Annotated in this window: 29 protein-coding genes; 14 read left to right on the top strand and 15 right to left on the bottom strand. The window is 67.1% G+C overall.

Translation table 11 applies throughout. The features are described from left to right. Position 1: 1 nt before the first annotated feature. On the top strand, positions 2 to 415 hold the full coding sequence (locus AB4Z10_RS24025; protein ID WP_441472922.1) for an Ivy family c-type lysozyme inhibitor: 414 nt from the start codon (positions 2 to 4) through the stop codon (positions 413 to 415). Between the two features lie 79 nt (positions 416 to 494). On the opposite strand, the gene AB4Z10_RS24030 is transcribed toward AB4Z10_RS24025, so the two are convergent. Continuing rightward, entirely contained in the window at positions 495 to 2,273 is a 1,779-nt protein-coding gene (locus tag AB4Z10_RS24030) for an ABC transporter transmembrane domain-containing protein (RefSeq protein WP_441472923.1), read from the bottom strand. 266 nt (positions 2,274 to 2,539) lie between these two features. Here AB4Z10_RS24030 and rpmE point away from each other — a divergent pair, with 266 nt between their 5' ends. Beyond that, complete coding sequence (gene rpmE, locus AB4Z10_RS24035; protein WP_441472924.1) at positions 2,540 to 2,776, top strand: 50S ribosomal protein L31; 237 nt, start codon at positions 2,540 to 2,542, stop codon at positions 2,774 to 2,776. 141 nt (positions 2,777 to 2,917) lie between these two features. Here the strand turns inward: rpmE and rcdA are convergent, their stop codons facing one another. Together rcdA and AB4Z10_RS24045 are read right to left on the bottom strand one after the other, a co-directional pair. Further along, entirely contained in the window at positions 2,918 to 3,448 is a 531-nt protein-coding gene (gene rcdA / locus AB4Z10_RS24040) for a protease adaptor protein RcdA (RefSeq protein ID WP_441472925.1), read from the bottom strand. Positions 3,449 to 3,821: 373 nt separating this feature from the next. Beyond that, the gene (locus AB4Z10_RS24045) at positions 3,822 to 4,022 is read right to left on the bottom strand and encodes a DUF1192 domain-containing protein (protein WP_441472926.1); all 201 of its coding nucleotides are present in this window, start codon (positions 4,020 to 4,022) and stop codon (positions 3,822 to 3,824) included. Positions 4,023 to 4,117: 95 nt separating this feature from the next. On the opposite strand from AB4Z10_RS24045, the gene AB4Z10_RS24050 reads away from it, so the two are divergent. From AB4Z10_RS24050 to AB4Z10_RS24060, 3 genes are all read left to right on the top strand, one after another. Beyond that, entirely contained in the window at positions 4,118 to 5,116 is a 999-nt protein-coding gene (locus tag AB4Z10_RS24050; protein ID WP_441472927.1) for an NAD(P)H-quinone oxidoreductase, read from the top strand. A 2-nt stretch (positions 5,117 to 5,118) separates the two neighbouring features. Further along, the gene (locus tag AB4Z10_RS24055) at positions 5,119 to 5,580 is read left to right on the top strand and encodes a nuclear transport factor 2 family protein (RefSeq protein ID WP_441472928.1); all 462 of its coding nucleotides are present in this window, start codon (positions 5,119 to 5,121) and stop codon (positions 5,578 to 5,580) included. 172 nt (positions 5,581 to 5,752) lie between these two features. Next, entirely contained in the window at positions 5,753 to 6,481 is a 729-nt protein-coding gene (locus AB4Z10_RS24060; RefSeq protein WP_441472929.1) for a DUF1013 domain-containing protein, read from the top strand. A gap of 153 nt (positions 6,482 to 6,634) precedes the next feature. On the opposite strand, the gene AB4Z10_RS24065 is transcribed toward AB4Z10_RS24060, so the two are convergent. After that, positions 6,635 to 8,569: a propionyl-CoA synthetase gene (locus AB4Z10_RS24065; RefSeq protein ID WP_441472930.1), complete on the bottom strand. Its 1,935-nt coding sequence runs from the start codon at positions 8,567 to 8,569 to the stop codon at positions 6,635 to 6,637. A gap of 175 nt (positions 8,570 to 8,744) precedes the next feature. Here AB4Z10_RS24065 and AB4Z10_RS24070 point away from each other — a divergent pair, with 175 nt between their 5' ends. Together AB4Z10_RS24070 and AB4Z10_RS24075 are read left to right on the top strand one after the other, a co-directional pair. Beyond that, positions 8,745 to 9,509, top strand: a complete 765-nt coding sequence (locus AB4Z10_RS24070; RefSeq protein ID WP_441472931.1) for a sulfite exporter TauE/SafE family protein — start codon at positions 8,745 to 8,747, stop codon at positions 9,507 to 9,509. 179 nt (positions 9,510 to 9,688) lie between these two features. After that, complete coding sequence (locus tag AB4Z10_RS24075) at positions 9,689 to 11,317, top strand: acyl-CoA synthetase (RefSeq protein ID WP_441472932.1); 1,629 nt, start codon at positions 9,689 to 9,691, stop codon at positions 11,315 to 11,317. A 70-nt stretch (positions 11,318 to 11,387) separates the two neighbouring features. Here AB4Z10_RS24075 and AB4Z10_RS24080 read toward each other — a convergent pair whose 3' ends face one another. The 3 genes from AB4Z10_RS24080 to AB4Z10_RS24090 form a co-directional block, all read right to left on the bottom strand. Continuing rightward, on the bottom strand, positions 11,388 to 11,855 hold the full coding sequence (locus tag AB4Z10_RS24080) for a YidB family protein (protein ID WP_441472933.1): 468 nt from the start codon (positions 11,853 to 11,855) through the stop codon (positions 11,388 to 11,390). Positions 11,856 to 11,929: 74 nt separating this feature from the next. Then, a complete protein-coding gene (locus AB4Z10_RS24085) occupies positions 11,930 to 12,190 on the bottom strand; it encodes a GlsB/YeaQ/YmgE family stress response membrane protein (protein WP_441472934.1) in 261 nt (86 codons plus the stop codon). Positions 12,191 to 12,392: 202 nt separating this feature from the next. After that, the gene (locus AB4Z10_RS24090; protein WP_441472935.1) at positions 12,393 to 12,581 is read right to left on the bottom strand and encodes a YdcH family protein; all 189 of its coding nucleotides are present in this window, start codon (positions 12,579 to 12,581) and stop codon (positions 12,393 to 12,395) included. Positions 12,582 to 12,810: 229 nt separating this feature from the next. Between AB4Z10_RS24090 and AB4Z10_RS24095 the strand changes: the two genes are divergently transcribed. From AB4Z10_RS24095 to AB4Z10_RS24115, 5 genes are all read left to right on the top strand, one after another. After that, complete coding sequence (locus AB4Z10_RS24095) at positions 12,811 to 13,029, top strand: YdcH family protein (protein ID WP_441472936.1); 219 nt, start codon at positions 12,811 to 12,813, stop codon at positions 13,027 to 13,029. Positions 13,030 to 13,131: 102 nt separating this feature from the next. Continuing rightward, entirely contained in the window at positions 13,132 to 13,632 is a 501-nt protein-coding gene (purE, locus tag AB4Z10_RS24100) for a 5-(carboxyamino)imidazole ribonucleotide mutase (protein ID WP_441472937.1), read from the top strand. Next, positions 13,629 to 14,729, top strand: coding sequence for a 5-(carboxyamino)imidazole ribonucleotide synthase (locus AB4Z10_RS24105; protein WP_441472938.1), 1,101 nt, complete (start codon positions 13,629 to 13,631; stop codon positions 14,727 to 14,729). Before purE ends, AB4Z10_RS24105 begins: the two co-directional genes overlap by 4 nt. 168 nt (positions 14,730 to 14,897) lie before the next feature. Then, positions 14,898 to 15,131 (top strand): 30S ribosomal protein S21, encoded by a 234-nt coding sequence (gene rpsU, locus AB4Z10_RS24110; RefSeq protein WP_441472939.1) that lies wholly within the window; start codon positions 14,898 to 14,900, stop codon positions 15,129 to 15,131. Positions 15,132 to 15,375: 244 nt separating this feature from the next. Next, positions 15,376 to 16,224 carry a tetratricopeptide repeat protein gene (locus AB4Z10_RS24115; RefSeq protein ID WP_441472940.1) on the top strand — a complete coding sequence of 283 codons (849 nt, stop codon included), beginning with the start codon at positions 15,376 to 15,378 and terminating at the stop codon, positions 16,222 to 16,224. On the opposite strand, the gene AB4Z10_RS24120 is transcribed toward AB4Z10_RS24115, so the two are convergent. From AB4Z10_RS24120 to AB4Z10_RS24145, 6 genes are all read right to left on the bottom strand, one after another. Continuing rightward, positions 16,225 to 17,109, bottom strand: a complete 885-nt coding sequence (locus AB4Z10_RS24120; protein ID WP_441472941.1) for an alpha/beta hydrolase — start codon at positions 17,107 to 17,109, stop codon at positions 16,225 to 16,227. It lies immediately after the preceding gene. A 131-nt stretch (positions 17,110 to 17,240) separates the two neighbouring features. Further along, positions 17,241 to 18,647, bottom strand: a complete 1,407-nt coding sequence (locus AB4Z10_RS24125; RefSeq protein WP_441472942.1) for an NAD(P)(+) transhydrogenase (Re/Si-specific) subunit beta — start codon at positions 18,645 to 18,647, stop codon at positions 17,241 to 17,243. Between the two features lie 3 nt (positions 18,648 to 18,650). Then, a complete protein-coding gene (locus AB4Z10_RS24130) occupies positions 18,651 to 19,085 on the bottom strand; it encodes an NAD(P) transhydrogenase subunit alpha part 2 (RefSeq protein ID WP_441472943.1) in 435 nt (144 codons plus the stop codon). 17 nt (positions 19,086 to 19,102) lie between these two features. Further along, positions 19,103 to 20,242, bottom strand: coding sequence for a Re/Si-specific NAD(P)(+) transhydrogenase subunit alpha (locus AB4Z10_RS24135; protein WP_441472944.1), 1,140 nt, complete (start codon positions 20,240 to 20,242; stop codon positions 19,103 to 19,105). A gap of 36 nt (positions 20,243 to 20,278) precedes the next feature. Continuing rightward, entirely contained in the window at positions 20,279 to 20,563 is a 285-nt protein-coding gene (locus AB4Z10_RS24140; protein ID WP_441472945.1) for an aa3-type cytochrome c oxidase subunit IV, read from the bottom strand. A gap of 502 nt (positions 20,564 to 21,065) precedes the next feature. After that, positions 21,066 to 22,433: an ABC1 kinase family protein gene (locus AB4Z10_RS24145; RefSeq protein WP_441472946.1), complete on the bottom strand. Its 1,368-nt coding sequence runs from the start codon at positions 22,431 to 22,433 to the stop codon at positions 21,066 to 21,068. A 132-nt stretch (positions 22,434 to 22,565) separates the two neighbouring features. Here AB4Z10_RS24145 and AB4Z10_RS24150 point away from each other — a divergent pair, with 132 nt between their 5' ends. Continuing rightward, positions 22,566 to 22,940 carry a DUF4180 domain-containing protein gene (locus tag AB4Z10_RS24150; protein WP_441472947.1) on the top strand — a complete coding sequence of 125 codons (375 nt, stop codon included), beginning with the start codon at positions 22,566 to 22,568 and terminating at the stop codon, positions 22,938 to 22,940. Positions 22,941 to 22,953: 13 nt separating this feature from the next. On the opposite strand, the gene AB4Z10_RS24155 is transcribed toward AB4Z10_RS24150, so the two are convergent. Together AB4Z10_RS24155 and AB4Z10_RS24160 are read right to left on the bottom strand one after the other, a co-directional pair. Beyond that, positions 22,954 to 23,850: a 3-keto-5-aminohexanoate cleavage protein gene (locus AB4Z10_RS24155; protein ID WP_441472948.1), complete on the bottom strand. Its 897-nt coding sequence runs from the start codon at positions 23,848 to 23,850 to the stop codon at positions 22,954 to 22,956. A 47-nt stretch (positions 23,851 to 23,897) separates the two neighbouring features. Then, complete coding sequence (locus AB4Z10_RS24160) at positions 23,898 to 25,133, bottom strand: MFS transporter (protein ID WP_441472949.1); 1,236 nt, start codon at positions 25,131 to 25,133, stop codon at positions 23,898 to 23,900. Between the two features lie 152 nt (positions 25,134 to 25,285). On the opposite strand from AB4Z10_RS24160, the gene AB4Z10_RS24165 reads away from it, so the two are divergent. Beyond that, positions 25,286 to 26,911: an acyl-CoA synthetase gene (locus tag AB4Z10_RS24165; RefSeq protein ID WP_441472950.1), complete on the top strand. Its 1,626-nt coding sequence runs from the start codon at positions 25,286 to 25,288 to the stop codon at positions 26,909 to 26,911. Positions 26,912 to 26,974 lie beyond the last annotated feature (63 nt).

A 26,974-nucleotide genomic window follows, 5' to 3' on the forward strand; every position in this document is an offset into this window, starting at 1 on the left:
CATGTCCGTCGGGCGCCTCTCTTTCACCGTCGCTGGGGCTCTCGCGCTGCTGCTGACGGCCCCGGCTTCGGCCCAGTCGACGGGCGGCGGCGGGCGCTATCTCCACGACATGCTGAAGCAGCCGACCTATCGCGAGGCCTGGACCCACATGGTCGGCAAGCTCGGCCCGCGCGAAGCCTGGCTCAGGGCTGACAAGCTGAGCGGTCCGGGCGGCCCCAGCACGATCGTCACCGTCGGCGACCAGACCTTCGAGCGCGTCGACACCTGCAAGCGCCACGATTGCGGCGACAACCGGTTCTATGCGCTGTTCTCGCCCGATGGCAGCGAGGCGCTCGGCGTCCTCATCCAGCCCGGCAATATCCGCTTCTTCGGCCAACCCAGCGAAGAACAACAGCGCGCGCTGGTGGGCCCCTAGAGCCGGGTCCACTGCGTCACTCCGGACACGCCGCTTTAGCGGCGCCGATCCGGAACAACGGTTTTCTTCTCGCTCTATCCTAAGCCGCCTCCAGCCCGAACTGCAGCGCGGCCAGGCGTGCATAAAGCCCGCCGCGCGCCTTGAGCTCGGCATGCGTGCCTTCCTCGACGATGCGTCCGTCTTCCATCACGAGAATTCGGTCGGCCGAGAGGATGGTCGCCAGGCGATGCGCCACGACCAGCGTCGTGCGCCCCAGCATCAGCCGGTCGAGCGCATCTTGAACCGCCCGCTCGCTTTCCGAGTCGAGCGCGCTCGTCGCCTCGTCGAGCAGCAGGATCGGCGCGTCCTTCAGGATCGCCCGCGCGATGGCGAGGCGCTGGCGTTGCCCGCCCGATAGCGTGACGCCACGCTCGCCCACGATCGTGTCGTAGCCCTGCGGCAGCGCACGGATGAACTCTTCGGCCGCCGCGAGCCGCGCCGCCGCTTCGACCTCGTCCTGCGACGCGTCGGGACGGCCATAGGCGATATTGTCCCGAATCGAGACACCGAAGACGGTCGGTTCCTGCGGCACCAGCGCGAAGCGTTCGCGCCAGATCTCCGGGTCTGCCTCGGGTCCGGCGACGCCATCGACCACGACGCGCCCGTCCTGCGGATCGTAGAAGCGCAGCGCGAGCTGCAGCACCGTGCTCTTGCCGGCGCCGGACGGGCCGACCAGCGCCACGCGCTCGCCCGGCCGCACGGAGAAGCTCAGGTCCGACAGCGCCGGGCTGACCCGGCCGGGATAGCTGAACGAGACGTTCTCGAAGGCGAGTTCGCCGAGCGAAGGGGCCGGCATCGGCTTGGGATGCGGCGGCGCGGCGATCGCGGGCTTCAGGGCCAGGATCTCGCCGAGCCGACTCGAGGCGCCGGCCGCCGCGCTGATATCGCCATAGACCTCGGACAGCTGGCCGAGCGAGCTTGCCGCCAGCACCGCATAGAGAATGAACTGCGAGAGCCGGCCGCCGCTCATCCGCCCGTCGAAGACCTCGGTCGCCCCGGTCCAGAGTACGCAGACGACGCTGGCGCTGACCAGGAAGATCGCGACGCCGGAGAGCAGCGCGCGCGAGGCCGTCGCTTCCCGCGAAGCGAAATAAGCTCCGTCGGAGGCGGCCTCGAAGCGGGCCGAGGTCTGGCGGGCGGCTCCGAAGGACTGCATCGTCCGGATCGCGCCGACAGCCTCGGCGGCGAAGGCGGAGGCGTCGGCCAACCTGTCCTGCGCGGCCCGCGCCCGTCTGCGCACCGAACGACCCGAGAGCACCAGCGGGACCACGATCAGCGGGATCACGCCGATGACGATGGCGGAAAGCCGCGGGCTCGTCGCCACCATCAGCCCGAGGGCGCCCAGCGCCATGATGACGTTGCGCAGGGCGATCGAGGCGGTCGAGGCGAAGGTCGACTTGATCTGCGTGGTGTCCGCCGTGAGCCGCGAGACGAGCTCGCCCGCCTTGCTCGAATCGAAGAAGGCCGGCTCCAGCCGCGTCAGATGGCGGAAGACATCGGCACGCAGCGAAGAGACGATGCGCTCGCCGATCGTCATGACGAGGTAGAAGCGCGCCGAACTCGCCAGCGCGAGCACCGCGACCACGCCGATCAGGAGGATGAAGTAGCTGTTGGCGAGCTGCCGTTCGCCGCCGGCGAAGCCGACATCGATGACGCGTCGGACCGCCATCGGCAGCACCAGCGTCGCCAGCGACGCGATCACGAGCGCGACGAGCGCGAAGGCGATCCGCCCCTTCTGCGCGCGTGCATAGGGCCAGAAGGTCGCCAGGGAGCGGAAGTCGGGACGCGCCTTCTTGTCGTTCTTGTCAGCCTCGGCCACGCACCGAACCTCCTTCGTCACGCGCGCGCCACGCGCGCGCCTTTTCCACCAATATCAACCTCGCCCGGTGAAGCCCATGAAGGCGAGCTTGGCAAACGACGCATCGCCGCAGGGGCGCGCCGATTGCCGGTTAAGCTTGCGCTGACGCCGCGGCTGCGATATGTGCACGCGACTTCACGACAGGCTCATCCGAATTCTTTCGACGGGCCGGGCAGGCTCGCCTGCTTGTCGATGCGCCCGTTTTTGTAAGCTCCGAGGATTTCGTCATGGCCAAGGCCGGCATCCACCCCGATTATCACACCATCAAGGTCGTCATGACCGATGGCACCGAATATGCCACCCGTTCGACCTACGGCAAGGAAGGCGACACGCTCAACCTTGACATCGACCCCAAGACCCATCCGGCCTGGACCGGCGGCACGCAGCATATGCTGGACCGTGGCGGCCGCGTCTCGCGCTTCAACACGCGCTTCGCGGGCCTGGGCACGATCGGCAAGAAGTGAGGCTGCGGCGCCCCGGCGCCACCGTCCTTGATCTGAGACAAAGAAACCCGGCCTCGCGGCCGGGTTTTTTGTTGTTCAGCCTGGAAGCGGCGTGAAGCCCGAGACGGCCCGCCCGGAGAGCGGGCCTCCCGCGAGAATTCTTCAGTGCCTCATGCCGAGGCGCGCCTGCAGGCTCGCCAGTTGGTCCTGGACGGGATTGCCGGCTTCGCGGCGGGTCTCGGTCCCGGACATCTGGTTTTCGAGATGGCGCACACGGGTCTGCAGCCGCAGCGAATGCGCCATCAGGTTACGCAGGCGCTCCGGCAGCTGTGCGACGACATGCTCGGCAGGAGAGATCATCGGATCGCTGATCTTGACCTTGTTGTGCTCGGTCCTGGCCTGCTCGGCCGTGAGCTCGCCTTCGGCCACGGCGCGCTGGACCAGCAGCCAGGAGGCGATCTGCATCAGCCGCGTCGTCAGGCGCATGCTCTCGGTGGCATAGGTCAGCGCGATCTCGCGCGGCAGCGCCGCCGCTTCCTTGCGGCCTTCCCCGTCGAGATAGGCGGCGGTCTGTTCGACCAGCCCCATGCCTTCGCGAAACAGCAGCATGAAGGCGTCCGAACGGACGAAACGGCGCGCGAAGGAAAGCGCGCCCTCCTCCGTCGGCGGATCGAGCAGCTGGGCATCGTTCATGCGGTGTCTCCCATCGGCACAAGCCCGTGCGCCTTTGGAACGCGCCACGGATCATGCCGCTGACGTGGCAAGGATAACGCCGATCGCGTTTCCGAACGCCGCTAAGATGTCGTTAACCTTAACAAGGCTACACCGCTATGGCGGAAACGAGGCCGGCGGCCCGTCCGGGCACAGGCAGCGGCCCTCTCCACAGGAAGGCGCGAGGAAGCGCCAAAAACAAAAAAAGAGCCGCCAAAGGCGGCTCGAAGGTCAACAGGGAGGCGTCAAACAGAGTGGGCAGGAGCCACTCGACATCCAGACAAACTGGATGATGCGATTCATAATTTGGAATCATTAACGCCCCCTTAACGGGCGTTTCTTTTTGACGCTTTTTTCAGGCAAGTTTCCGAAAGAACGCGTCCGCTGCGGAGCGCGAGGCATCCTTGCGCGCCCGCGTTTCGGCCAGGCGTTCGATCTCGGCCTTCAGCGCGGCGATGCGCTCATCGATCTCGGCGAGCGAGAGCATCGACAGGTCCTGCCCGATCTCATGCACGCTCTTCGGTTTGGGGCGATCGTCCTCCGGGAATATCGACATGGCGGCCTCGCATCTGCTCAAACTGCGCGCGGCAGGCTAGCGAACTTGAGGCGACAGTCACGCTGCGCCGCACCATGACGAAGGATGACGAGGCCATGATCCCCATTCCCGAGACGATGACGGCGATCGGCATTCCCGCCCCCGGGGGCCCGGAAGTCCTGCGCCCGGAAACCCGCCCCGTTCCCAAGCCCGGCCCCGGCCAGGTCCTCGTCGCCATCGCGGCTGCCGGCGTGAACCGCCCCGATGTCCTGCAACGCCTTGGCGGTTACACGCCTCCTCCGGGCGCCTCCGACATTCCGGGGCTCGAATTCGCGGGCACGGTCGTGGCGCGCGGCGAAGGCGCGGAGCGCCTCGCCATCGGCCAGCAGGTCTGCGCCCTTGTTCCCGGCGGCGGCTATGCCGAATACGCCATCGTTCATGAGGACAATGCCCTGCCCGTGCCGAAGGGCTTTTCGCTTGTCGAAGCAGGCGCCGTCCCCGAGACTTACTTCACCGTCTGGACCAATGTCTTCCAGCGCGGCCGACTGCAGGCGGGCGAGAGCTTCCTCGTCCATGGCGGCTCATCCGGCATCGGCACCACGGCGATCCAGCTCGCCAAGGCCTTCGGCGCGACCGTGCTGGCGACCGCCGGCTCCGACGAGAAGTGCCACGCCTGCCGCGAACTCGGCGCCGACCACGCCATCAACTACCGCACCGAGGACTTCGTCGCCGCTTCGAAGGCCGCGACCGGCGGGCGCGGCGTCGACCTCATCCTCGACATGGTCGGCGGCGACTATATCGACCGCAACTACGAAGCCGCGGCCGATCAGGGCCGCATCGTCCAGATCGCTTTCCTCAACGGCCCGAAGGCATCGGCCAATTTCAGCCGCCTGATGCTGAAGCGCCTGACTCATACCGGCTCGACGCTGCGTCCCCGCACCGTCCCCGAGAAGGCCGCCATCGCCGCCGAGCTGCATGCGAAAGTCTGGCCGCTGCTCGAAGCCGGGCGCTGCAAGCCGCAGATCCATGCTACATTCCCGTTGGCCCGGGCCGCGGACGCCCATCGTCTGATGGAGTCCAGCGCCCATATCGGGAAGATCGTGCTGACGGTGTAGCCATGCCGAACGAGGCGCCGGACGAGGACAGGCAGGCGATTGCAGCGCTGGTCGCGCGGCAGTTCGCCAGCCTGAGCTGGCAGCTCGACGAGCCGGCCGACTGGGCCGGCTTCGGCGCCGACTTCCATGACGCCGCCCTGCTCTATGCCTCCGCTCGCCCCGCCCGGCCGCAATCGCCCGCCCAATTCGTCGCGCGGATGCAAGAGCTGTCGCAGACGAGCCTGCGCTCCTTCGAGGAAAGCCCGCTCGGCATCGAGATCCGTGTCTTCGGCAATGTCGCCGTGGCGGTCGCAGCCTGCGAGGCTGTCGAAAACGCGATCGAAACCGGCCGCACCGTCGAGATGATGCTGCTGGTCAAGGAGGCCGACGTTTGGCGGATCGTGGCGCAGGCCTGGGACAAGGCGACACCGTCCCGGCCCATCCCGGATGCCCTCCTCTCGGCTCGCGAGCAGCCGCCGCAATGACATGCAAATCCATGGACACTGGCCACGCCCTCGCCTATAAGGCGCGCCATCCTGCTCATCGTCGATGATTTGGATGGCCGGCCGGGGAGGCCGGTCGGCGCATGAGAGCTTTTGTCCGCGACCCTGCCTTGACGAGCCCGATCGGGCGCGAAGGCCTTCCAGGAGACGCCCCGTGTCACAAACCCCGCTGATGCCCAAGGCCACCGCGGTCTGGCTGGTCGAGAACACCTCCCTGACGTTCGAGCAGATTGCCGAGTTCTGCAAGCTGCACCCGCTCGAGGTCCGCGGCATCGCCGATGGTGAGGTTGCGGCCGGCATCAAGGGCCTCGACCCGATCACCTCAGGCCAGCTCACCCGCGAGGAGCTGGAGCGCGCCGCCAAGAACCCGAACCATCATCTGCGTCTCGCCGAGCGCAAGGTGAAGGTGCCGGAGGTCAAGCGCGCCAAGGGCCCGCGCTATACCCCGGTCTCCAAGCGCCAGGATCGCCCGAACGCCATTCTCTGGTTGCTGCGCAACCACCCCGAGCTCAAGGACGCGCAGATCATCCGCCTGATCGGCACGACCAAGTCGACCATCGCGCAGATCCGCGACCGCACGCACTGGAACGCCCAGCAGCTCACCCCGATCGACCCGGTCAGCCTCGGCCTGTGCTCGCAGATCGACCTGGACTTCGAGGTCGGCCGCGCCGCCAAGGACCGTCCGGCCGCGCTGGCCGAAGCCGGCTCGACCCTGCTGCCCGCCGAAGAGACCACCGCGCCGGCGCACGCCCACACCGAGAGCCAGCCCTTCGCCGACATGAGCCGGCCGAAGCGCGAGGAGGAAGCGGCGATCGACGTCGATTCCGTCTTCGCCAAGCTGAAGCAGCTCAAGCGCCCGGCGGATGAGGACGACGAGGGCTGAGGCTCTCTAGCCTCCTTCCACACAACACCGTCATCCCGGACAAGCCGCGTGAGCGGCGCCGATCCGGGATCCATGCCTGAACAGTTCCGGCATGGATCCCGGGTCTTCGCTTCGCTCCGCCCGGGATGACTGTGGAGGATGACGGAGCCAGCCCTACCCGATTCCCTTGTCCTTCAGCGCCGTGCCGATCTCGTCGAGCACTCCGGCGTCCTCGATCGTCGCCGGCACGGCATAATCCTCGCCGTCGGCGATCTTCTTCATGGTCGCCCGCAGGATCTTGCCGGAACGCGTCTTCGGCAGCCGATTGACCGTCACCGCCAGCTTGAAGGCCGCCACGGGGCCGATCCGCTCGCGCACCAGCGCGACCAGCTCCTTCTCGACCTCCGCCGGCGACTGGCGTGTACCCGCCTTCAGCACGACGAAGCCGCAGGGCTGCTCGCCCTTGAGCGCATCGCGAATGCCGACCACGGCGCATTCCGCCACGGCCGGATGCGCCGCCAGCACCTCCTCCATGCCCCCGGTCGAGAGCCGGTGGCCGGCGACGTTGATGATGTCGTCGGTGCGCCCCATGATGAAGACATAACCGTCCTCGTCGATGAAACCGGCATCCGAGGTGTTGTAGTAGCCCGGATAGGTCGTCAGATACGCCTGCCTGAAGCGCTCGTCGTCGTTCCAGAGCGTCGGCAGGGCGCCGGGCGGCAGCGGCAGCTTCAGCACGATCGCGCCCATCGTCCCTGCCTTCACCGGATGGCCGGCCTCGTCGAGGCATTGGACGTCCCAGCCCGGCAGCGGCACCGTCGGCGAGCCGTGCTTCACCGGCAGCAGGCCGAGGCCCATCGGATCACCGACGATCGGCGAGCCGCTCTCGGTCTGCCACCAATGGTCGATCACCGGCACCTTGAGCAATTCCTCGGCCCATTTCAGCGTCTCGGGATCGGCCCGCTCGCCGGCGAGGAAGAGCGCCCTGAACCGCGACAGGTCATGACCGGCGAGGTACCTGCCCTCGGGATCCTCCTTGCGGATCGCGCGGAACGCGGTCGGCGCCGTGAACAGCACCTTGACGCCATGCTCCGCGATCACCCGCCAGAAGGCACCGGGATCGGGCGTGCCGACCGGCTTGCCCTCATAGAGCACGCTGGTCGCGCCCTGGATCAGCGGCGCGTAGACGATATAGCCGTGACCGACGACCCAGCCGACATCCGAGGCGGTGAACATCACCTCGCCGGGCTTCACGTCGAAGAGCTGGTCCATCGTCGCCTTGAGCACGACCATGTGCCCGCCATTGTCGCGCACCACGCCCTTCGGCTTGCCGGTCGTGCCGGAGGTGTAGAGGACATAGAGCGGGTCGGTCGCCGCCACCTCGACGCAATCGGCCTTGCGGCCGGCCGCCTTCGCCGCGGCCACCAGCGTGCGCCAGTTCTTGTCGCGCATTGCATGCATCGAGGCGTCCGCCTGCGGCCGCTGCAGCACGACGCAGGTTTGCGGCTTGTGCCTGGCCATCTCGATCGCGCCATCGAGCAGCGGCTTGTATTCGACCACGCGCGTCGGCTCGATGCCGCACGTCGCGGTCAGGATCACCTTGGGCTCGGCATCGTCGATACGCGTCGCCAGCTCCTTGGCGGCGAAGCCGCCGAAGACGACCGAATGCACCGCCCCGATGCGGGCGCAGGCCAGCATGGCGAAGGCCGCCTCCGGCACCATCGGCATATAGATGAGGACGCGGTCACCCTTGGCCACGCCAAGATCCTGCAGCACGGCCGCGAGCGTCGCGACCTCCTCCAGCATCTGCGCATAGGTGTAACGGGCCTTTGTCCCGGTCACCGGACTGTCGTAGATCAGCGCGACCTGATCGCCGCGCCCGTCCCGGACATGCCTGTCCAGCGCATTGAAGCAGGTGTTGCAGGTCGCGTCGGGGAACCAGCGGCCATAGATGCCGGCCGAAGCGTCGAAAGCCCTCTCGGGCGGCCGAATCCAATCGATTCCCTTGGCAATATCGAGCCAGTAGGCGGCCGGATCGGCCTGCCACCGGGCGTAGGTTTCGCGATAGCCTTCGGCGGGGCGGGCGGGTACCGCATGGGAGCCATTCATCGGACGTGTTCCTCTGCGCCGGGTTTCGTCCTAAAGCCCCGCAGCGAGCCGGCGATGGCAGGGCTGGTTTTGCGCGGAATCCTGCGCACTCCCCTCGGCCAGCGCAAGCACGTAAACTTACGACTTTCGCCCATCCCATTCTGCACCTCTCGGCGCTGCGGCGCAGCGTCACTCCATGTCCTTCGACCTCATCTTCTTCGCCGCCATGGTGCCGGCCGTCATCCTGACGGGGCTCGCGAAAGGCGGCTTTTCCGGGCTCGGCCTGCTTTCCCTGCCGCTGATGGCGCTGGTCGTCTCGCCGGTGACGGCAGCCGCGATCATGCTGCCGCTGCTGATCGCGCAGGACGTGGTCTCGGTCTGGTCCTACCGGCGGGACTTCGACCGCCGCAATCTCGCAACCCTGGCGCCCGGCGCGCTGCTGGGCATCCTCCTCGGCTATCTGCTGGCGGCGAAGGTCTCGGACGCAGCCGTCGTTCTCGCCGTCGGGTTGATCTCGGTCGGCTTCGCGTTGCGCCGCATGCTGAGCGACGGCAAGAAGCCCGCCGTGGCGACGCAGGCGAATTGGAGCGCGGGCGGCGTCTGGGGCTTCCTCTGCGGCTTCACCAGCATGGTCGCCCATGCCGGCGGCCCGCCATTCCAGATCTACGTCATGCCGCAGAAGCTGCCGCCCGCCGTCTTCGTCGGCACCGGCGCGATCTTCTTCGCCGCGATGAACTGGGTGAAGATCATCCCCTATCTCGCGCTCGGCCAGTTCAGCAGCCAGAACCTCATGGCCTCAGCCGCGCTGCTGCCCTTCGCCATCGCGGCGACCTTTGCCGGGATCTGGCTGGTCCGGCGGGTGCCGGCCGAGCGCTTCTACGGCATCGTCTACTGGCTGCTGCTGCTCGTCGGCGCGAAGCTGGTCTTCGACGGCGTGCGCGACCTGCACCTTCTCGGCTGATTCCCAGGCGCCCGTTCACCTCTCGGCCCTCATCCTGAGGGGCCGCGCAGCGGCGTCTCGAAGGATGAGGGCTCACGATGAACTGCCACCGCGCGATTGCGCCGCATCGGAAAAAGGGATGGATTACGCGAGGGCGCTCCAGCCGCTAAGGCTGTCGCGCTTGCGTGGAAGGTTTTCCGATGACCCGTTCGGCCTATGACACCGATCTCGACCGCAACCCGGCGAATTTCCAGCCGCTGACGCCGCTCACTTTCCTTGAGCGCGCCGCCGCGGTCTTCCCGAGCCGCACGGCAATCGTCCACGGCACGCTGCGGCGCTCCTATGCCGAGTTCTATGCCCGCTCGCGCCGGCTTGCGTCCGCGCTGGCGAAGCACGGCATCGGCAAGAACGACACCGTCGCCGCGATGCTGCCGAACACGCCGGCGATGCTCGAATGCCATTACGGCGTGCCGATGGCCGGCGCCGTCCTCAACACGCTGAACACCCGGCTCGATGCTGCGATCATCGCCTTCTCGCTCGACCATGGCGAAGCCAAGGTGCTGATCTGCGACCGTGAGTTCTCGAAGACGGTCAAGGAGGCGCTCGCGCTCTGCAAGGCGAAGCCGCTGGTCATCGACTATGACGATCCGGTCTATGACGGGCCGGGCGAGCGCCTGGGCAGTGTCGAATACGAGGATTTCGTCGCTGGCGGCGACCCGAATTTCGACTGGCAGATGCCATCGGACGAATGGGACGCCATCGCGCTGAACTACACCTCCGGCACCACGGGCGACCCGAAGGGCGTGGTCTATCACCACCGCGGCGCCAATCTGCTCGCCACCTCCAACGTCATCACCGGCAATATGGGCCGGCATCCCGTCTATCTCTGGACGCTGCCGATGTTCCACTGCAATGGCTGGTGCTTCCCCTGGACGATCTCGATCGTCGCCGGCACCCATGCCTGCCTGCGGCAGGTCCGCGCCAAGGCGATGTACGATGCGCTCGCCGACCACGGCGTCACGCATCTCTGCGGCGCGCCGATCGTGATGTCGACGCTGCTCAACGCCCCGGCCGAGGACCGGCGCGACTTCCCGCAGACGGTCTCCTTCTTCACCGCCGCCGCCCCGCCGCCAGAGGCGGTGCTCGCCGGCATGAAGCAGGCCGGCTTCGAGGTGACGCATCTCTACGGACTGACCGAGTGCTACGGCCCGTCAGTCGTCAACGACTGGAACGACGACTGGAATGCGCTCTCCCCCGCCGATCAGGCCGCCAAGAAGGCCCGGCAGGGCGTGCGCTACCCGGCGCTGGAAGGGCTCGACGTGCTCGATCCCGAGACAATGCATCCGGTCCCGCGCGACGGCCAGACGCTCGGCGAGGTGATGATGCGCGGCAATGTGGTGATGAAGGGCTATCTCAAGAACCCGAAATCGACCGGGGCCGCCTTCACCGGGGGCTGGTTCCACACCGGCGACCTCGGCGTGCGCTATCCCGACGGCTACATCCAGCTCAAGGACCGCTCCAAGGACATCATCATCTCGGGCGGCGAGAACATCTCCTCGATCGAGGTCGAGGACGCGCTCTACAAACACCCCGCCGTGCAGGCTGCCGCCGTGGTGGCGCGCCCCGACGAGAAATGGGGCGAGGCGCCCTGCGCCTTCATCGAGCTGAAGCCGGGCCACACCGCGACCGAGGCCGAGATCATCGCCTGGTGCAAGGAGCACCTCGCCTCGTTCAAATGCCCGCGGACGATCGTCTTCGCCGAGGTGCCGAAGACCTCCACGGGCAAGATCCAGAAGTTCCGCTTGCGCGAAATGGCGCGGGCGCTCTGAGACAAACGAAAACCGTCATTCCGGGCGGCACGCAGAGCGACGGCCCGGAATCACGAAAACGGACTGTCGATCAGCCCCGTTTCAACTGGCCTTCCGGCGTGTAGCGGTCGACCGCTTCCGGCAGGATTTTCGACAGCCGCGCCAGCAGGTCTTCGCGAGTCAGCCCGGTCTGGCGCGTGATCGCGTCGATGACCTGGGGGCCGAGCGCCTGCTCCAGCTCATTCGGCGCAACCTGCTCATTCGGCCCCTGGCTCACCCAGGAATCGGCCTTCTGGCCCTGCCCCGACTGGTTGAAGCGGTCGACCAGTTCGCCCAGGCCGTTGTTGAGCACCGCGCCGACACCGCCCGCCCCGAGCAAGCCGCCGAGGCCGCCGAGAAGTCCGCCGCCCTGCTGCGGCTGTGCCTGTGCCTGCCCGGGTTGCGGCACGGGCGAGGGAATCTGTCCCGGCTCGGGCTGGCCGCGACCGCCGATCCACTCGGCGATCTTGTCGCGGTTTTGAAAGCCCGCCACGGCCAGAAGACCGAGCAAGGCGGTCATGGACGGGAAGCCGCTGCTGCTGTTGTCGTCACTCACGGCAATCACTCCTCTGTCCTGGAATAGGCTCGCGTGGATCAGACCGCACGATTGCGGCCGGATAGGGCGCCCCAGATGACGAGCACGACGATCGCGCCGACAACTGCGCCAATCAGCCCCGCGCCTTGGCCCGGCGCGTACCAGCCGAGCGCTTGGCCGAGATAGGTCGCCACGATGGCGCCGACGATGCCGAGGATCGTGGTCAGCACGAACCCGGAAGGCTCGTTCGATCCCGGCATGATGAACTTGGCGACGACGCCGGCAATGAAGCCGATGATGATGGTCCAGACGATGCCCAAGGCTACCTCCCCTTTGCACGAACGCCCGGCCTCAACGGCTGACTGAGCAAGATGTTCCTGCGCGATTGCGTCATCCTGTTGACGACCCTGCGCGAAGACGGCGTCGACAAAAAAACCGGCCCCTTTCGGGGGGCCGGCTCATCCGCATCGTCGAATTCTGGAATCGTCGAATCCTTGGCGGGCTGGGTCGCCCGCTCTGGCCTCAATGCAAGGTGCGCACCGGCATCGTCTGCCTTACGCGCTCGATCTCATCCTTCAGTTGCAACTTCTTCCGCTTCAGCTCAGCCACGCTGAGGTCGCTCGAGGACGGGCTCAAAACGGCCTGCGCGATCGCGTCTTCGAGCTGACGGTGCTTGCGCTCAAGTTCCGCAAGACGGGTTTGCAACGACATCTGGATCCTCCTGATGAGCGGTTGACGCCTCAATCTGACATAGAGCCGGCTTCACGTCTTCCCTGTGATGTCACACGGTATTCATGAGATTCTGTGATCCTCGCCAGCTCGGTCCCGGAAAGCCGTGAATAGGACGACCTTCCGGCCCTCGTACCGCCGCGGACGCTCTTGCAGGGCGCGCAGCGGCAAAGGCATAGTCGCGCCCAAGTGCGGCGATGATGAGATGGCCATGGGATTCGAGCTCAGCCCGGAAGAGGTCGAGACCTTCACCGCGGAGCTGGCGCGGCTACGCGAGGAACACCGCGATCTCGACAGCGCCATCGATGCGCTGGAGCGGGTCGGCGCGATCAACCAGATTCAGGTGCAGCGGCTGAAAAAGCGCAAGCTCTACCTGAAGGACCGCATCGCGCAGATCGAGGACGCGCTGACGCCCGATATCATCGCCTGACGCGATGCCTTTTCCGGCAGCGCAGGCCCGATTCGCCCTTGCTTACCGAGCGCCGGACGGTCTAGATCGCGCGCTTCCCTAAGCGGAGCCTTGAGCGCATCCATGGCCGAGACCAACCCTCCCGTCGCCATCATCATGGGCAGCCAGTCCGACTGGGCGACGATGCGCCATGCCGCGGAAGCGCTCGACGCGCTCGCCATTCCCTATGACGCCCGCATCGTCTCGGCTCATCGCACGCCCGATCGTCTTTTCGCCTTCGCCAAGGGCGCCAAGGCAGAGGGCTTCAAGGTGGTGATCGCAGGTGCCGGCGGGGCCGCCCATCTGCCGGGCATGACCGCTTCGCTGACGCCGCTGCCGGTCTTCGGCGTGCCGGTCGAATCCAAGGCGCTGTCGGGACAGGACAGCCTGCTCTCCATCGTGCAGATGCCGGCGGGCATCCCCGTCGGGACGCTCGCCATCGGCCGTGCGGGCGCGGTCAACGCCGCCCTTCTCGCCGCTGCAGTGCTCGCGCTTTCGGACGCGAAGCTGGCCGAGCGGCTGGATGCCTATCGCGCCCGCCAGAGCGCGGGGATCGCCGAGCGCCCCAGCCGCGAGGACGCATGAGCCCCCCCGTTCCCACTGGCCTTGCGCCGGGCGCCGTGCTCGGCATCCTCGGCGGCGGCCAGCTCGCCCGCATGATGGCGCTCGCGGCCGCCGATCTGGGCGTGCGCTGCCATATCTTCGCACCCGAGGCCGACAGCCCGGCTTTCGATGTCGCCGCCCGTCACACGATCGCCGAGTATGAGGACGAGGCGGCGCTCGCCGCCTTCGCCGGTGCGGTCGACGTGGTCACTTACGAATTCGAGAACGTTCCCGCCGCGACCGCCGCGTTCCTCGCCGGCCGGACCCCGCTGCACCCCGGAGCCCGCGCGCTTGCGGTCACCCAGGACCGGCTCAGCGAGAAGCGCTTCATCGCCAATCTCGGCCTGCCCGTCGCCCCCTTCCGCGCCGTCGATTCGCTGGCCGATCTCGAGGCTGCCGTCGCCGCGCTCGGGCGCCCCTGCGTGCTCAAGACCCGTCGCTTCGGCTATGACGGCAAGGGCCAGGTCAAAATCGCGCCCGGCAGCGATCTCGGCGAAGCCCACGAAGCGATCGGTCGCTTTCCCGCGATCCTCGAAGGCTTCGTGCCCTTCATCCGCGAAGTCTCGGTCATTGCGGCCCGCGGGCTGGATGGCGCCTTCGCCGCCTTCGACGTCTGCGAGAACGAGCACCGCGACCACATCCTCGCCTTCACCCATGTGCCGGCGAATCTCTCCGCCGAAGCTTCGGACGCCGCCATCGATGCGGCACGCCGCATCGGCGAGGCACTGGGCTATGTCGGTGTCTTCGCCGTCGAGATGTTCGTGCTGGAAGAGGGCGAGGACGAGCGCATCGTCATCAACGAGATCGCCCCGCGCGTCCACAATTCCGGGCACTGGACCAGCGAAGGCGCGCAGACATCGCAGTTTCACCAGCATGTCCGCGCCGTCTGTGGCTTCCCGCTCGGGTCCGCCACCAGGCGCGGCCATATCGAGATGGAAAATCTGATTGGCGATGCCGCGCTGCGCTGGCGCGAGATCCTCGCCGAGCCCGGCGCTCATCTGCATCTTTACGGCAAGCGCGACGCCCGCCCCGGCCGCAAGATGGGCCACGTCACGCGCATTACCCGCGACGGAGTCTAGGCCTTCGGCACAGCGCCAACCTGAAACCGCCACAAACCCCGGTTTTCACGGGTTTTCGGCGTGGACAGGCAAAATTAATTCTGCTATCCGCACGAACCTTCGAGCGATGTGCCTCGTGTCATCGCCGGCCCTCATTTTTGGATCAACCGCTAAGGACGGACGTTTCACGTGCAGGTTCTCGTTCGCGACAACAATGTCGACCAGGCTCTCCGCGCTCTCAAGAAGAAGATGCAGCGCGAAGGTATCTTCCGTGAGATGAAGCTCCGCGGTCACTACGAGAAGCCCTCCGAGAAGAAGGCGCGTGAGAAGGCCGAGGCCGTCCGTCGCGCTCGCAAGCTCGTCCGCAAGAAGATGCAGCGCGAAGGTCTCCTGCCCGCGCCGGTGAAGCCGAAGCGTCCCTGATCGATTCCCGGGCGGCCATTGAGCCGTCCAGGACCCAGGGCCGATAGCGAAACGCGCCTGGAGACCCCTCCGGGCGCTCTTGCTTTTCAGCCATGTTAACCAAGTTTTGGCGGGTTTCAGGCGTTCTCTTCCGCGAGGCGCTGTCGGTTGGGAGCGCAGAGACGCCGTGTCCGGCCTTGTGCCGGATGAGCCTTCCGCGCGGAGGCCATGCGGCAGGCGAAGCACGGAACCAAAGAGGCAGAGCATGATCCGAGGCAGATATTGGCTGGCCGCCGCCGGCATGGCGCTTGCGCTCGCAGGATGCGACACCGTCTCCGGCCTCTCCTCGCAACCCGCTATCGCCGAGCTCGACACCCGCGATACCGCCGACGCCAACGTCAATATCGGCTCGCTGACCGAGGTCATCAGCCGCAATCCGAACGACCCCGGCGCCTACAATCTTCGCGGTGCGGCCTATGCCCGCGTCGGCCGCTTCTCCGATGCGATCGGTGACTTCACCAAGGCGGTCCAGCTCGATCCGAACCTCGCCTCGGCCTATACGAATCGCGGCCTGGCACTGCGCCAGAGCGGCCGGAACGACGCCGCGCTCGCGGATTTCAACCGCGCCACGACGGCCAATGCGAATTATGCGCCGGCCTATGTCGCTCGCGCCAACCTGCTGCGCCAGCAGGGCAACAGCCAGCAGGCCATCGCCGACCTCAACACCGCGATCCGCCTCAACCCGGAAGCGGCCGAAGCCTTCCACGCCCGCGGGCTCGTTTACCAGAAGGAAGGCCAGCACCAGCATGCCGTCACCGATTTCGATTCGGTGATCGACCGGAACCCCTACACCGCGCCGCCCTATATCGCCCGCGGCCAGAGCCTGAACGCGCTCGGCAAATACGACGCGGCGCTGGAGGATTTCACCGCCGCGCTCAACGTCGACAACCGCAATGCCGATGCCTGGGCCGGCCGCGGCTTCGCCTTCGAGAAGCTCGGCAAGAAGACGGAGGCTTCGGAGGCCTATCAGCGTGCGCTCAGCCTCGACGGCAACAATGCCCAGGCTCGCGCAGGCCAGTCACGTCTCGGCGGCGGCGGCTTCTTCCGCAGCTGATCACGGCGCGGAGCCGGCCCTGGTTGCCGGCTCGCCCACCGTCCGGGTTTCAGCCCCGCTCAGCCTGCCTCCCGCGACATCGGCGAGGAAGCGTCGCACCTCGGCGAGCGAGCCGTATTGCGGCAGATCCTCGTGCCCGCCATCGGGAAAGCGCAGGAAACGCTTCGGTGGGTTGGCAAGCTCATAAAGTGCCCTCCCCTGAGCGAAGGGAATGACCTTGTCCCGCTCGCCATGCATGACGAGCAAAGGCGTCTTGAGCCGCCCGACGACCTCATCCGAGTGGAACTGGTCCTTCATGAACGATCCGACCGGGGCGTAAGGATAGCGTTCCTGCGCGACGGCGGCGATCGAGAGATAAGGCGCCTCCAGCACCACGGCCTTGAGCGGCACCTCCGCCGCCAGTTTCAGCAGCACGCCGGTCCCAAGCGACTCGCCGTAGCCGACCAGCCGCCCCGTGCCGAAACGGTCCGCGGCAGCGCCATAGGCGGCCCGGGCATCCTGCAGCAGCCCGTCTTCGCTCGGGCTGCCTGTCGAGCCGCCATAGCCGCGATAGCTCACCGCGAAGAGCCCCGCGCCATCCTCCGTCAGCGCCCGGAACCGCCCCACCCGGCCGGTCCGTGCGAGATTGCCGGCATTGCCGTGGAAATAGAGCAGGACCGGCTTGTCGGCCCGCGGCGGCACGATCCAGGCGATGAGCCGCTCGCCATCCGCGGTCGCGATTGTCGCCTCCTCGGCCGCGACGAGCCCCGCCGTCGCGATGTCGACCTTCGCTGGGTCGCGCGGATACAACAGCTCGCGCTGCCGGGTGTAGAGCATGCCGAGCATCGCGAGATAGCCGGCGACACCCAGAACAGCGATCAGCTTCAGAAGGCGCAGGGTGATCACGACGGCACGCCCGGAAAGCGAAAGGGCCGGCGATCAAGCCGGCCCTTTGCAGCAATCCGATGACGGCGGCGGCGTTTCGCCTGGAACCAGTCCGCATCGCAAAAGTGGCGCCACTTTTGCGGGGCGTGTTCTCAGTGCGCCATCGCCTTGACGATCTCGTCGGTGACCTTCTTGGCGTCGCCGAACAGCATCATCGTGTTGGGCCGGAAGAACAGCTCGTTCTCGACGCCGGCATAGCCAGCCGCCATGCCGCGCTTGATGAAGATCACGGTCTTGGCCTTCTCGACGTCGAGAATCGGCATGCCGTAGATCGGCGAGGACTTGTCCGTCTTGGCCGCCGGGTTGGTGACGTCGTTGGCGCCGATGACGAAGGCGACATCGGCCTGGCCGAATTCCGAGTTGATGTCCTCCAGCTCGAAGACCTCGTCATAAGGCACGTTGGCTTCGGCCAGCAGCACGTTCATGTGGCCGGGCATGCGGCCCGCCACCGGGTGGATGGCGTATTTGACCTCGACGCCCTCCTTCTTCAGCGTGTCCGCCATTTCGCGCAGCGCATGCTGCGCCTGGGCCACCGCCATGCCGTAGCCCGGCACGATGATGATCTTGCCGGCGTTCTTCATGATGTAGGCGGCGTCGTCCGGCGAGCCCTGCTTGACCGGCCGCGCCTCGGCCGCGCCGCCCGCGCCAGCCGCTGCATCGTCGCCGCCGAAGCCGCCGAGAATGACGGAGATGAAGCTCCGGTTCATCGCCTTGCACATGATGTAGGACAGGATCGCGCCGGAGGAGCCGACCAGCGCGCCGGTGATGATCAGCGCCATATTGCCGAGCGTGAAGCCGATGCCGGCCGCAGCCCAGCCGGAATAGGAGTTCAGCATCGAGACCACGACCGGCATGTCGGCGCCGCCGATCGGGATGATCAGCAGGATGCCGAGAGCCAGCGAAACCACGACGATCAGCCAGAAGACCGCATGGCTCTCGCTCTTGATGAAGATCGCGAGCAGCACGACGAGCGCGATGCCGAGGCCGATATTGATGCCGTGGCGCTGCGGCAGCATGATCGGCTTGCCGCTCATCCGCCCGTCGAGCTTGAGGAAGGCGATGATCGAGCCGGTGAAGGTGATCGCGCCGATCGCGACGCCGAGCGCCATCTCGAACAGGCTCGAGCCGTGGATCGCGCCGGTGCGGCCGATACCGAAGGCCTCCGGGGCGTAGAGCGCCGCCGCCGCCACCAGAACGGCGGCGAGGCCGACCAGCGAGTGGAAGAAGGCGACGAGCTGCGGCATCTGCGTCATCTGCACGCGCCTGGCCATATAGGCGCCGGCGCCGCCGCCGATGGCGATGCCGACCACGACCAGCAGCCAGCCGGAGAAGCCGGCAGGCGGGAAGAACAGCACGGTCGTGACGATGGCGATCGCCATGCCGATCATGCCGTAGCGGTTGCCCTGTCGCGAGGTCGTCGGATGAGACAGGCCCCGCAGGGCCATGATGAAGAGGACGCCCGAAACGACGTAGAGGAGGGCTGAGAGGTTCGCGGCCATGCGTCAGCCCTTCTTCTTGTACATCGCGAGCATGCGCTCGGTGACGAGGAAGCCGCCGAAGATGTTCACCGAGGCCAGGATCAGCGCGATGAAGCCGAAGAGCTTGGCCCAGATCGGCCCGTCGCCCAGCGCATCCGCCGCCGAGACGCCGACCGCCAGCAGGGCGCCGACGACGATGACCGAGGAGATCGCGTTGGTGACCGACATCAGCGGCGTGTGCAGCGCCGGCGTCACCGACCAGACGACGTAATAGCCGACGAAGACGGCGAGCACGAAGATGGCGAGGCGGAACACCGTCGGATCGACGCCGCCGGTTGCGATGCTGGCGGCAGCGGCAGCCTGGTCGGCGTAGCGCTCGGCGAGCTCGGCCGCCTGTTTGGCGAGAGCGGCCGCGTTGCGGGCCTGTTCCAGAGCCTGTTCGGGAGAGGGAGTTGCCATGGTCGGAATTCCTTCGCTCAGGCCTTCGGCGCGAAATTCGGATGGATGACGGCACCGTCCTTCGTCAGGGCGGTCGCCTTGACCAGCTCGTCGTCCCAGTTCACCGCGAGTTTCTTCTCGGCCTTGTCGATCAGCGTCTCGACGAAGGCGAAGAGGTTCTTGGCGTAGAGCGAGGAGGAGGTCGCGGCCAGGCGCCCGGGCACGTTGAGATGGCCGACGATCTTGACGCCGTTGTCCGTCGTCACGACCTCGCCCGGCTTGGCCAGTTCGCAGTTGCCGCCGCGCTCGACCGCGAGGTCGACGATCACGGAACCGGGCTTCATGCTCTCCACCATTGCCGCCGAAATCAGCTTCGGCGCCGGGCGGCCCGGGATCAGCGCGGTGGTGATGACGATATCCTGCTTGGCGATGTGGCTGGCTGTCAGCTCCGCCTGCTTCGCCTGGTACTCCTTGGACATCTCCTTGGCGTAGCCGCCCGCCGTCTGCGCCTGCTTGAACTCCTCGTCCTCGACGGCGAGGAACTTGGCGCCGAGCGATTCGACCTGTTCCTTCGTGGCGGGGCGCACGTCGGTAGCCGTGACGATGGCGCCGAGGCGGCGCGCGGTGGCGATCGCCTGCAGGCCGGCGACGCCGACGCCCATCACGAAGATCTTCGCGGCCGGCACGGTGCCCGCCGCCGTCATCATCATCGGAAGCGCCCGGCCGTATTCGCCCGCCGCGTCGATCACGGCGCGGTAGCCGGCAAGATTCGCCTGCGAGGAGAGCACGTCCATCACCTGGGCGCGGGTGATGCGCGGCATGAACTCCATGGCGAAGGCCGCGACATTGGCCTTGGCCAGCGCCTCGACCTGCGCCTCGTTGCCGTAGGGGTCCATCGTCGCGATGACGAGCGCGCCCGCCGGCAGGCCGGCTATCTCGGCCTCGCCCGGGCGCCGCACCTTCAGCACGATCTCGGCGCCCTTCAGCGCCTCCTCGGCCGTCTTCGCGATCGTTGCGCCAGCTGCCTCATACTCCGCATCGGGGATGCCGGAGGTTTTGCCCGCCCCAGCCTGGATCACCACCTCGGCTCCAAGGCCTTTGAACTTGCGGACGGTCTCCGGCGTCGCGGCGACGCGGGTTTCCGCCCCTTGCGTTTCGGCTGGGACAGCAATGCGCATGGTGGGGCAGGCCTTTCCGGCGTTATGGGAAGACGGTCAGAGCAGCAGGAGGGCGAGCAACATCAGGACCAGCGCGACGACCGGCGCGCGCCACGAGATCGAGGGAGCAGCAATGCCGACACCGGCGCCGATGACCGCAAGAATCGTTCCGATCAGCGCAGTGCCCCAGGCATGTTTGGAGCCACCGACCGCGAGCGCCGCGACGATCGCGAGACAGGCGACGGTGCCGACCTCGGCGAAGTGCACGAAGCCGGTATAGGTGCGTTCGTGCTCCTCGTAGTCCATCGCGGGGATGTCGGCATGCTGGGCGTGGTCGGCCATGGTCTCGATCCTGAAAAAGACACAGTCTCTCTAAGCCTGTAGCGCACCCGCGACGGACGGGCAACGCACCACCGCAACGCACCCCGGCACGACATCGTTCAGCGGGCGCTTGCTCGACTAATGGCGACGCCCTGACGGGAATTCAATCGATTTAAAGGACACAAATTGCCCTGAGTCCGCCAACCCCGCATGATCGCCGTTAACATCGTTTCGGCGCGGGCAAGGACGGCCCTCCCGATCTCGGCTAAACCTCTCGCGACGGAGTGGAGACGCTTGTCGTGAACGATCCTCGAAAGGATGTCAGCAAGGACGATCCCTTTGCCCTCGACCCCGCCCTGCGGGAGAAGGCCAGGCGCTGATTCGCCGAGGCGCGAGAGCAGACCAAACGCGACGACGAGGAGATTGCCGCCTGGCGTCGCGACAACGGCCCGGCCGGGGGCGATGGAGGAAGCGGCGATTTCGGCGGCGATGGCGGGGACTGCGGGGGCGGCGACTGAACCGGTCAGGGCTGCGCCTTCAAACCCGCATCCGCCAGCGCCGCGCCCTGCCGCTCGGCGACACCCACCAAGGAAAAGCCTTCGATTTCCGCCTCGAACAGCCGGTGGAAGTTCAATTCGGCGTCGAGATGCAGGAAGACGCCGCCGAGCCCGATCGCGGCGCGGTCCATGAAGACGAATTCGCGCGGCACCGTCACCGGCCCGCGCCGCTTCAGTGCCTGATGCACCTGGAAAGCCTGCTTGCGGCCATATTCGGCCGGGCTGACATCTTCGGCGATGCGCCGTGTCCGGTCTTCCAGCAGCGGCCCGTAGATGAAGCGCGCCCAGATGTTGAGCGTGTCGACGAGGTCCTTGGTCAGCCCCTTGAAGCCCCAGGTCTCGTAGGCATGGACGACCCGTGCCTCCTCGCCGTCCCGCAGCCCCTGATAGAGATCGACGACCCCGCCGACGAAGGAAGGCGGGAAGATGCGGATGCAGCCATAGTCGAGCAGGTTGATGCCTTCAGGCTCCCCGTCCTCCGAGAACACCGTGTAGTTGCCGAGATGCGGATCGCCATGGATGACGCCGTGATGGCTGAAGGGGCGCCACCAGGCCTTGAACATCGCTGTCGAGATGCGGTCGCGCGCCTGCTGCCCATCCTGCTTGTGCGAGAGGATCGGGCTGCCGTCGAGCCAATGCATGGTCAGGAGGCGCCGGGTCGAGAGCTCTACCTCGACCGCCGGCACGCGCACTTCCGGCGTATCCGCGAGAATGGCTTGATAAAGCGCGATGTGCCGGGCTTCGCGGCGATAGTCGAGCTCTTCGCGGACGCGCGCGCCGATTTCCTTGGCGATCTCGCTGGTATCAATCACAGCCCCCATCCGCCGGTGCAGCGCGAACAGCACCTCGAGCTGCGCGATATCAGCTTCGACTGCTGATTCCATGTCGGGATATTGCAGCTTGCAGGCCAGCGGCGCGCCGCCCAGCGTCGTCGCGCGATGCACCTGGCCGAGCGAGGCCGCGGCGGCCGGCTTCAGGTCGAGTTCGCCGAAGCGCTCGCGCCATTGCGGGCCGAGCTCGGCCATCATCCGGCGCTTCACGAAGGCGGCACCCATCGGCGGCGCCTGCGACTGCAGCTTCTGCAGCTCGGCGGCGTATTCGGGCGGCACGACGTCGGGGATGGTGGCGATGAGCTGCGCCACCTTCATGATCGGGCCCTTCAGCCCGCCGAGAGCCCGGGCCAGCGCCTCGGCATTAGAGGCGTCCCGCCCCTCCACCCCGAAGAGCCGGGAGCCGGCGATCCGCGCCGCCACCCCGCCGACATTGGCGCCGACGCGGGCATAGCGCGCGGCACGGGCGGAAAGTCGATTGGCTTCGCTATCGCGTTCGGACATCGGCTCGCTTTCGCGGATCGCTCGTCCCCAGCATTTAAGACGCCGTCGCCGTCATTCCAATGCGGCACTTGGCCAACGGCTCCGCAGACGCCCCCGCTTGTCACCGCTGACGGGCGCCACTAGGCAGGAGCCATGTCTCGACTGATCGAAATCGGCGGCACCCGCGCCCTCCTCTTCGCCAGCACCGGACCGCTCCTGGCCAGCCCGGGCGACTCGAACGACTTCATCGGCGAGGCCTGGTCCGTCAGCGCCGACCTGCTCGCGATCCCCATCGAGCGTCTCGGCCCGGACGTGCTGAACCTGCGCACGCGCGTCGGCGGCGAGATCTTCCAGAAATTCGCGAATTATCGCCTGCGCTGCGCGATCGTCGGCGACATCAGCGCTGCCCTCGAGGGCAGCGGCGCCCTGCGCGATTTCGTGCGCGAGACCAATGACGGCCCGGCGCGCTGGTTCGTCCGGGATATCGATCAGCTGCGCGCCCGGCTCGAAGCCGAAACCGCCGCCTAGCAATCGAAGGCCATCAAGAGCCGTTTACCGCGTCACGCGCCGCGAGATCGGCGCGCACCTCGGCGACGCTCGCCGGGCGGCCTCCCGCGGCCTCGACCTTGCGGACGAGATCGGCGATCAGCGCCGCATTGCTGCGTGTCTCACCGAAGGGTGCATCCTCCAGCCCGCCGCGGACATGGATGCCGCGCGCAACGGCGGGCGCGATCAGCCCGGAGAGGTCGACGCCGAGCCCGGCGATCATCACCGGCGCATCGGGCGCATCCTCCGCCAGCAGCTTCAGATGAGCCTCCAGCGCCCATTCGCGCGGCGGAAAGCCCCAGGCGAAGGCGTCGGAGAACATCAGCCGGTAGATCGGTGTCGGCATGCCCGGATAGACTTGGGCCAGCGCAGCGCCCAATCGCGTGAAGCCCGGCTCGTAGATCGCATAGCTCGGATGAATCTTGTGGCGCTCAGCCACCTCCATCCCCTCGCGGATATGCTCGCCGGGGTTCTGGTAGATGAAGCCGGCCTCGCCCTGCGGGATGCCGGCGAAACTCGTCCAGTTGCAGGAGCCGGGATCGAGCACGCCCCATTCGACCAGCTCGCGCTTCGCCAGTTCCTCGAGATGGGTGTAGCGGCCGGAACCGTGCATGTCGCCTGCGTAGGCGGAGCCGAGGATCGGGATCGTCGGATAGACGATGGCGTCGACCTTGGCGCGGATGCCCTCGATCGCCTGCGCATAGAGCTGCCAGTCGTCGCGCTGCCTGCCGGTCGCGACATCGTATACGTGGAGATGGACGATAGCCGCACCCGCCTCGGCAGCCGCAATGCCATCGGCGACGATGTCGGGAATGGTGATCGGGATGCCCGGCTGGCGCTCCTTGCCCCAGGGTCCGTTGATCGCAGCTTCGATCCAGATCGGCTTGGTCATGAGCTTATCCTTCCCGCAAGCCGCATGCGATCGAGCTGTCTGAACGGCTACGCGGCAAAGATCTCTTTTTCCGCCGGTATGATGCCAGCAGGCCTTCGCGCCCATCTTCCATCGAAAGCCAGCGTCGCCACAAGCCACAGAACCAGCGCGAGAATCGCCGTGGTTCCCAAGGTCAGGAACGCAGCCGGGTATCCGAACGCCTGCGCGACCGAGCCGCCGAGCGTCGGGCTGAGTGACGCACCGATGCCCTGTATGGTCATGACGGCGCCCAATCCCACATTGAAATGTCCGCTGCCCCGCAGAATGCCCGCGACGAGGCCCGGTAGGGCAACGCCGAGAAGCCCCGCCCCGACGCCGTCGAGAATCTGCACGGGCACGAGAACCCAATAGCCTTGGAAGCTCGCAGCGATGAGCCCGCGCAATGGCAGCGCGACGAGGGCGAGCACGATCACGATCCAGTACCCCCTGCGCTGCGCCAGCCGGGCGGCGAGGAGTGCCATCGGGATCATGGTCAGTTGTGCCACCACGACGGTCAAAGCGGTCGCCGCGCTCGGGTCGCCCTCGCCTCGGGCCACAATCGCTTGCCCGAGGAGCGGCAGCATCGCGCCATTGCCGAGATGGAAGAGCAGCATCACCAGCGCGGTCACCACCAGCGGCGTCGAGGTCAGCAACACCCGCCAGCCGGAGCCATCGCGTTCTTCGGCGTCCGGCGCCTCACGGCCACGCGCCGCTTCGTGATCGATGGCATCCGCAGGGATGCAGAGCGTCGCCGCGGTCGCGCCGACCGCCATCGCGGCCATGAACCAGAACACCGCCTGCAAACCGAAGACGTAGCCGAGGCCGCCGCCGGCCAGCGCCGCGAACATGTTGCCGCCGTGATTGAACGCTTCGTTGCGGCCGAGCTGCTTTGCGAACCCGGCCTGCCGGACGAGCCCAAGCGTGATCGCAGCGATGGCCGGCGCGATGACGGCACCGGCGACGCCCTGTACGATCTGCGCGCCGAGCGTCACCGAGAGGCTGGGGACGTAAAGCATGGTCAGGCTCGCCACGATGATGGCGAGCGAGGCCGCGATCATCACCGCGCGTTTCGCCCGCGTCGCGTCGACGAAGGCTCCCAGCGGCGTCGTCGCGATCATCCCGGCAAGCCCGCCGACCGTCATGACGACGCCGATGTCCTGCGGCCCCCAGCCCTTCTCCTGCAGATAGACCCCGAGGAAGGGGCCGAGCCCGTCCCTGACATCGGCCATGAAGAAGTTGAGGGCGTTCAGGGCCGTCAGGGACATCGGATTTCTTCCGCAGGGGGCGGCGGCAGAACGTCCGGAAAGGGAGCAGGTTCCCGCAGTCGCGTCGTGCGTGAAGGCGCCAAGGCAGCGCCTTGCAGCAGGCCCCGATGGAGGCTCTAGTTGTGATTGACGACAAAGCTCCGGATGAGGACATGCTCGAACGCTGCGCGACCTATCGTGAAACGCTGAACGCCTTCGCCTGGCGCATTCCCGAGCGCTTCAACATCGGCACGGCCTGCTCGGACGCACATGCCGACGGCGCCGGCAAGCCTGCGCTGATCTTCGAGGAGGACGGCGGAAAACTCGCGACGCTCTCCTTCGACGATCTCGCCCATGCCTCCAACCGCTTCGCCAACCTGCTCCGCGCTCACGGCATCGGGCCGGGCGAACGCGTCGGCATCCTCTTGCCGCAATCGCCGCAGACCGCGATCGCCCATCTCGGCGCCTATAAGCTGGGCGCCATCGCCCTGCCGCTCTTCATCCTGTTCGGACCGGAAGCATTGGAGCACCGCCTCGGCCATAGCGGCGCCAGCGTGCTGGTCACCGACGCGGAGAACATCGGCAAGGTCGAGGCGATCCGCGACGCCTTGCCGAACCTGCGCAAGATCTTCGTCGTCGGCGGCGCCGGCCATCTCGATTTCGAGGCCGAGATGGCGAAGGCCTCCGACAGCTTCACTCCTGCCGATACACGGGCCGAAGACCCGGCCGTGATCATCTACACCTCCGGCACGACGGGAAAGCCGAAGGGCGCGCTGCATGCCCACCGCGTCCTGCTCGGCCATCTGCCTGGCGTGCAGATGCCGCAGGAGTTCTTCCCGCAGGCCGGCGATCTGTTCTGGACGCCGGCAGACTGGGCCTGGATCGGCGGTTTGCTCGATGTGCTCCTGCCCAGCCTCTATTGCGGCGTGCCGGTGCTGGCCTCCCGCGCCCGCAAATTCGACCCCGAGGCCGCCTTCGCCCTGATGGCGCGCCACAAGGTGCGCAACGCCTTCCTGCCGCCGACCGCGCTCAAGCTGATGCGGCAGGTCGGCAATCCCAAGCGCTTCGGCTATGCCATGCGCTCGATCGGCACCGGCGGCGAGACGCTGGGCGCCGACATGCTGGACTGGAGCCGCGAGACCTTCGGCTTCCCGGTCAACGAGTTCTACGGCCAGACCGAAGCGAACCTGCTCGTCGCCAATTGCGCCAGCCTCTATCCCGTGAAGCCGGGCTCGATGGGCCGCGCCGTGCCCGGCCACCGCGTCGCGGTGATCTCGCCCGAAGGCCGGGAACTGCCGCCGGGCGAACCGGGATTGATCGCGGTCAACAGGCCCGATCCCGTGATGATGCTGGAATACTGGAACCAGCCCGACGCCACGGCGGCGAAATTCATCGGAGACTGGCTCGTCACCGGCGACACCGGCGCCCGCGACGACGAAGGCTACTTCTGGTTCCAGGGCCGCGACGACGACATCATCTCCTCGGGCTCCTACCGCATCGGGCCGGGCGACATCGAGGACTGCATCATCCGGCACCCTTCCGTGCTGATGGTCGCGGTCGTCGGCGTGCCCGATCCGGTCCGAACCGAGATCGTCAAGGCCTTCGTCCTGCCGAAGCCGGACGTGACACCCTCGGCCGAACTGGCGGCCGAGATCCAGGCCTTCGTGCGCGACCGGCTGGCGGCTTACCAGTACCCGCGCGAGGTCGAATTCGTCACGGAACTGCCGCTGACCGCGACGGGGAAGATCATGCGCAAGGATTTGCGCAATCGCGAGATCGAGAAGCAGCGCGGCGGGTAAACCCTGCCGTCATGCTCGGGCTTGACCCGAGCATCTCAGGCCGGAAGAGACTCCGGCACCTTG

It is taken from the genome of Allobosea sp. RAF48 (assembly GCF_052114025.1).
Lineage (GTDB): Bacteria > Pseudomonadota > Alphaproteobacteria > Rhizobiales > Beijerinckiaceae > Allobosea.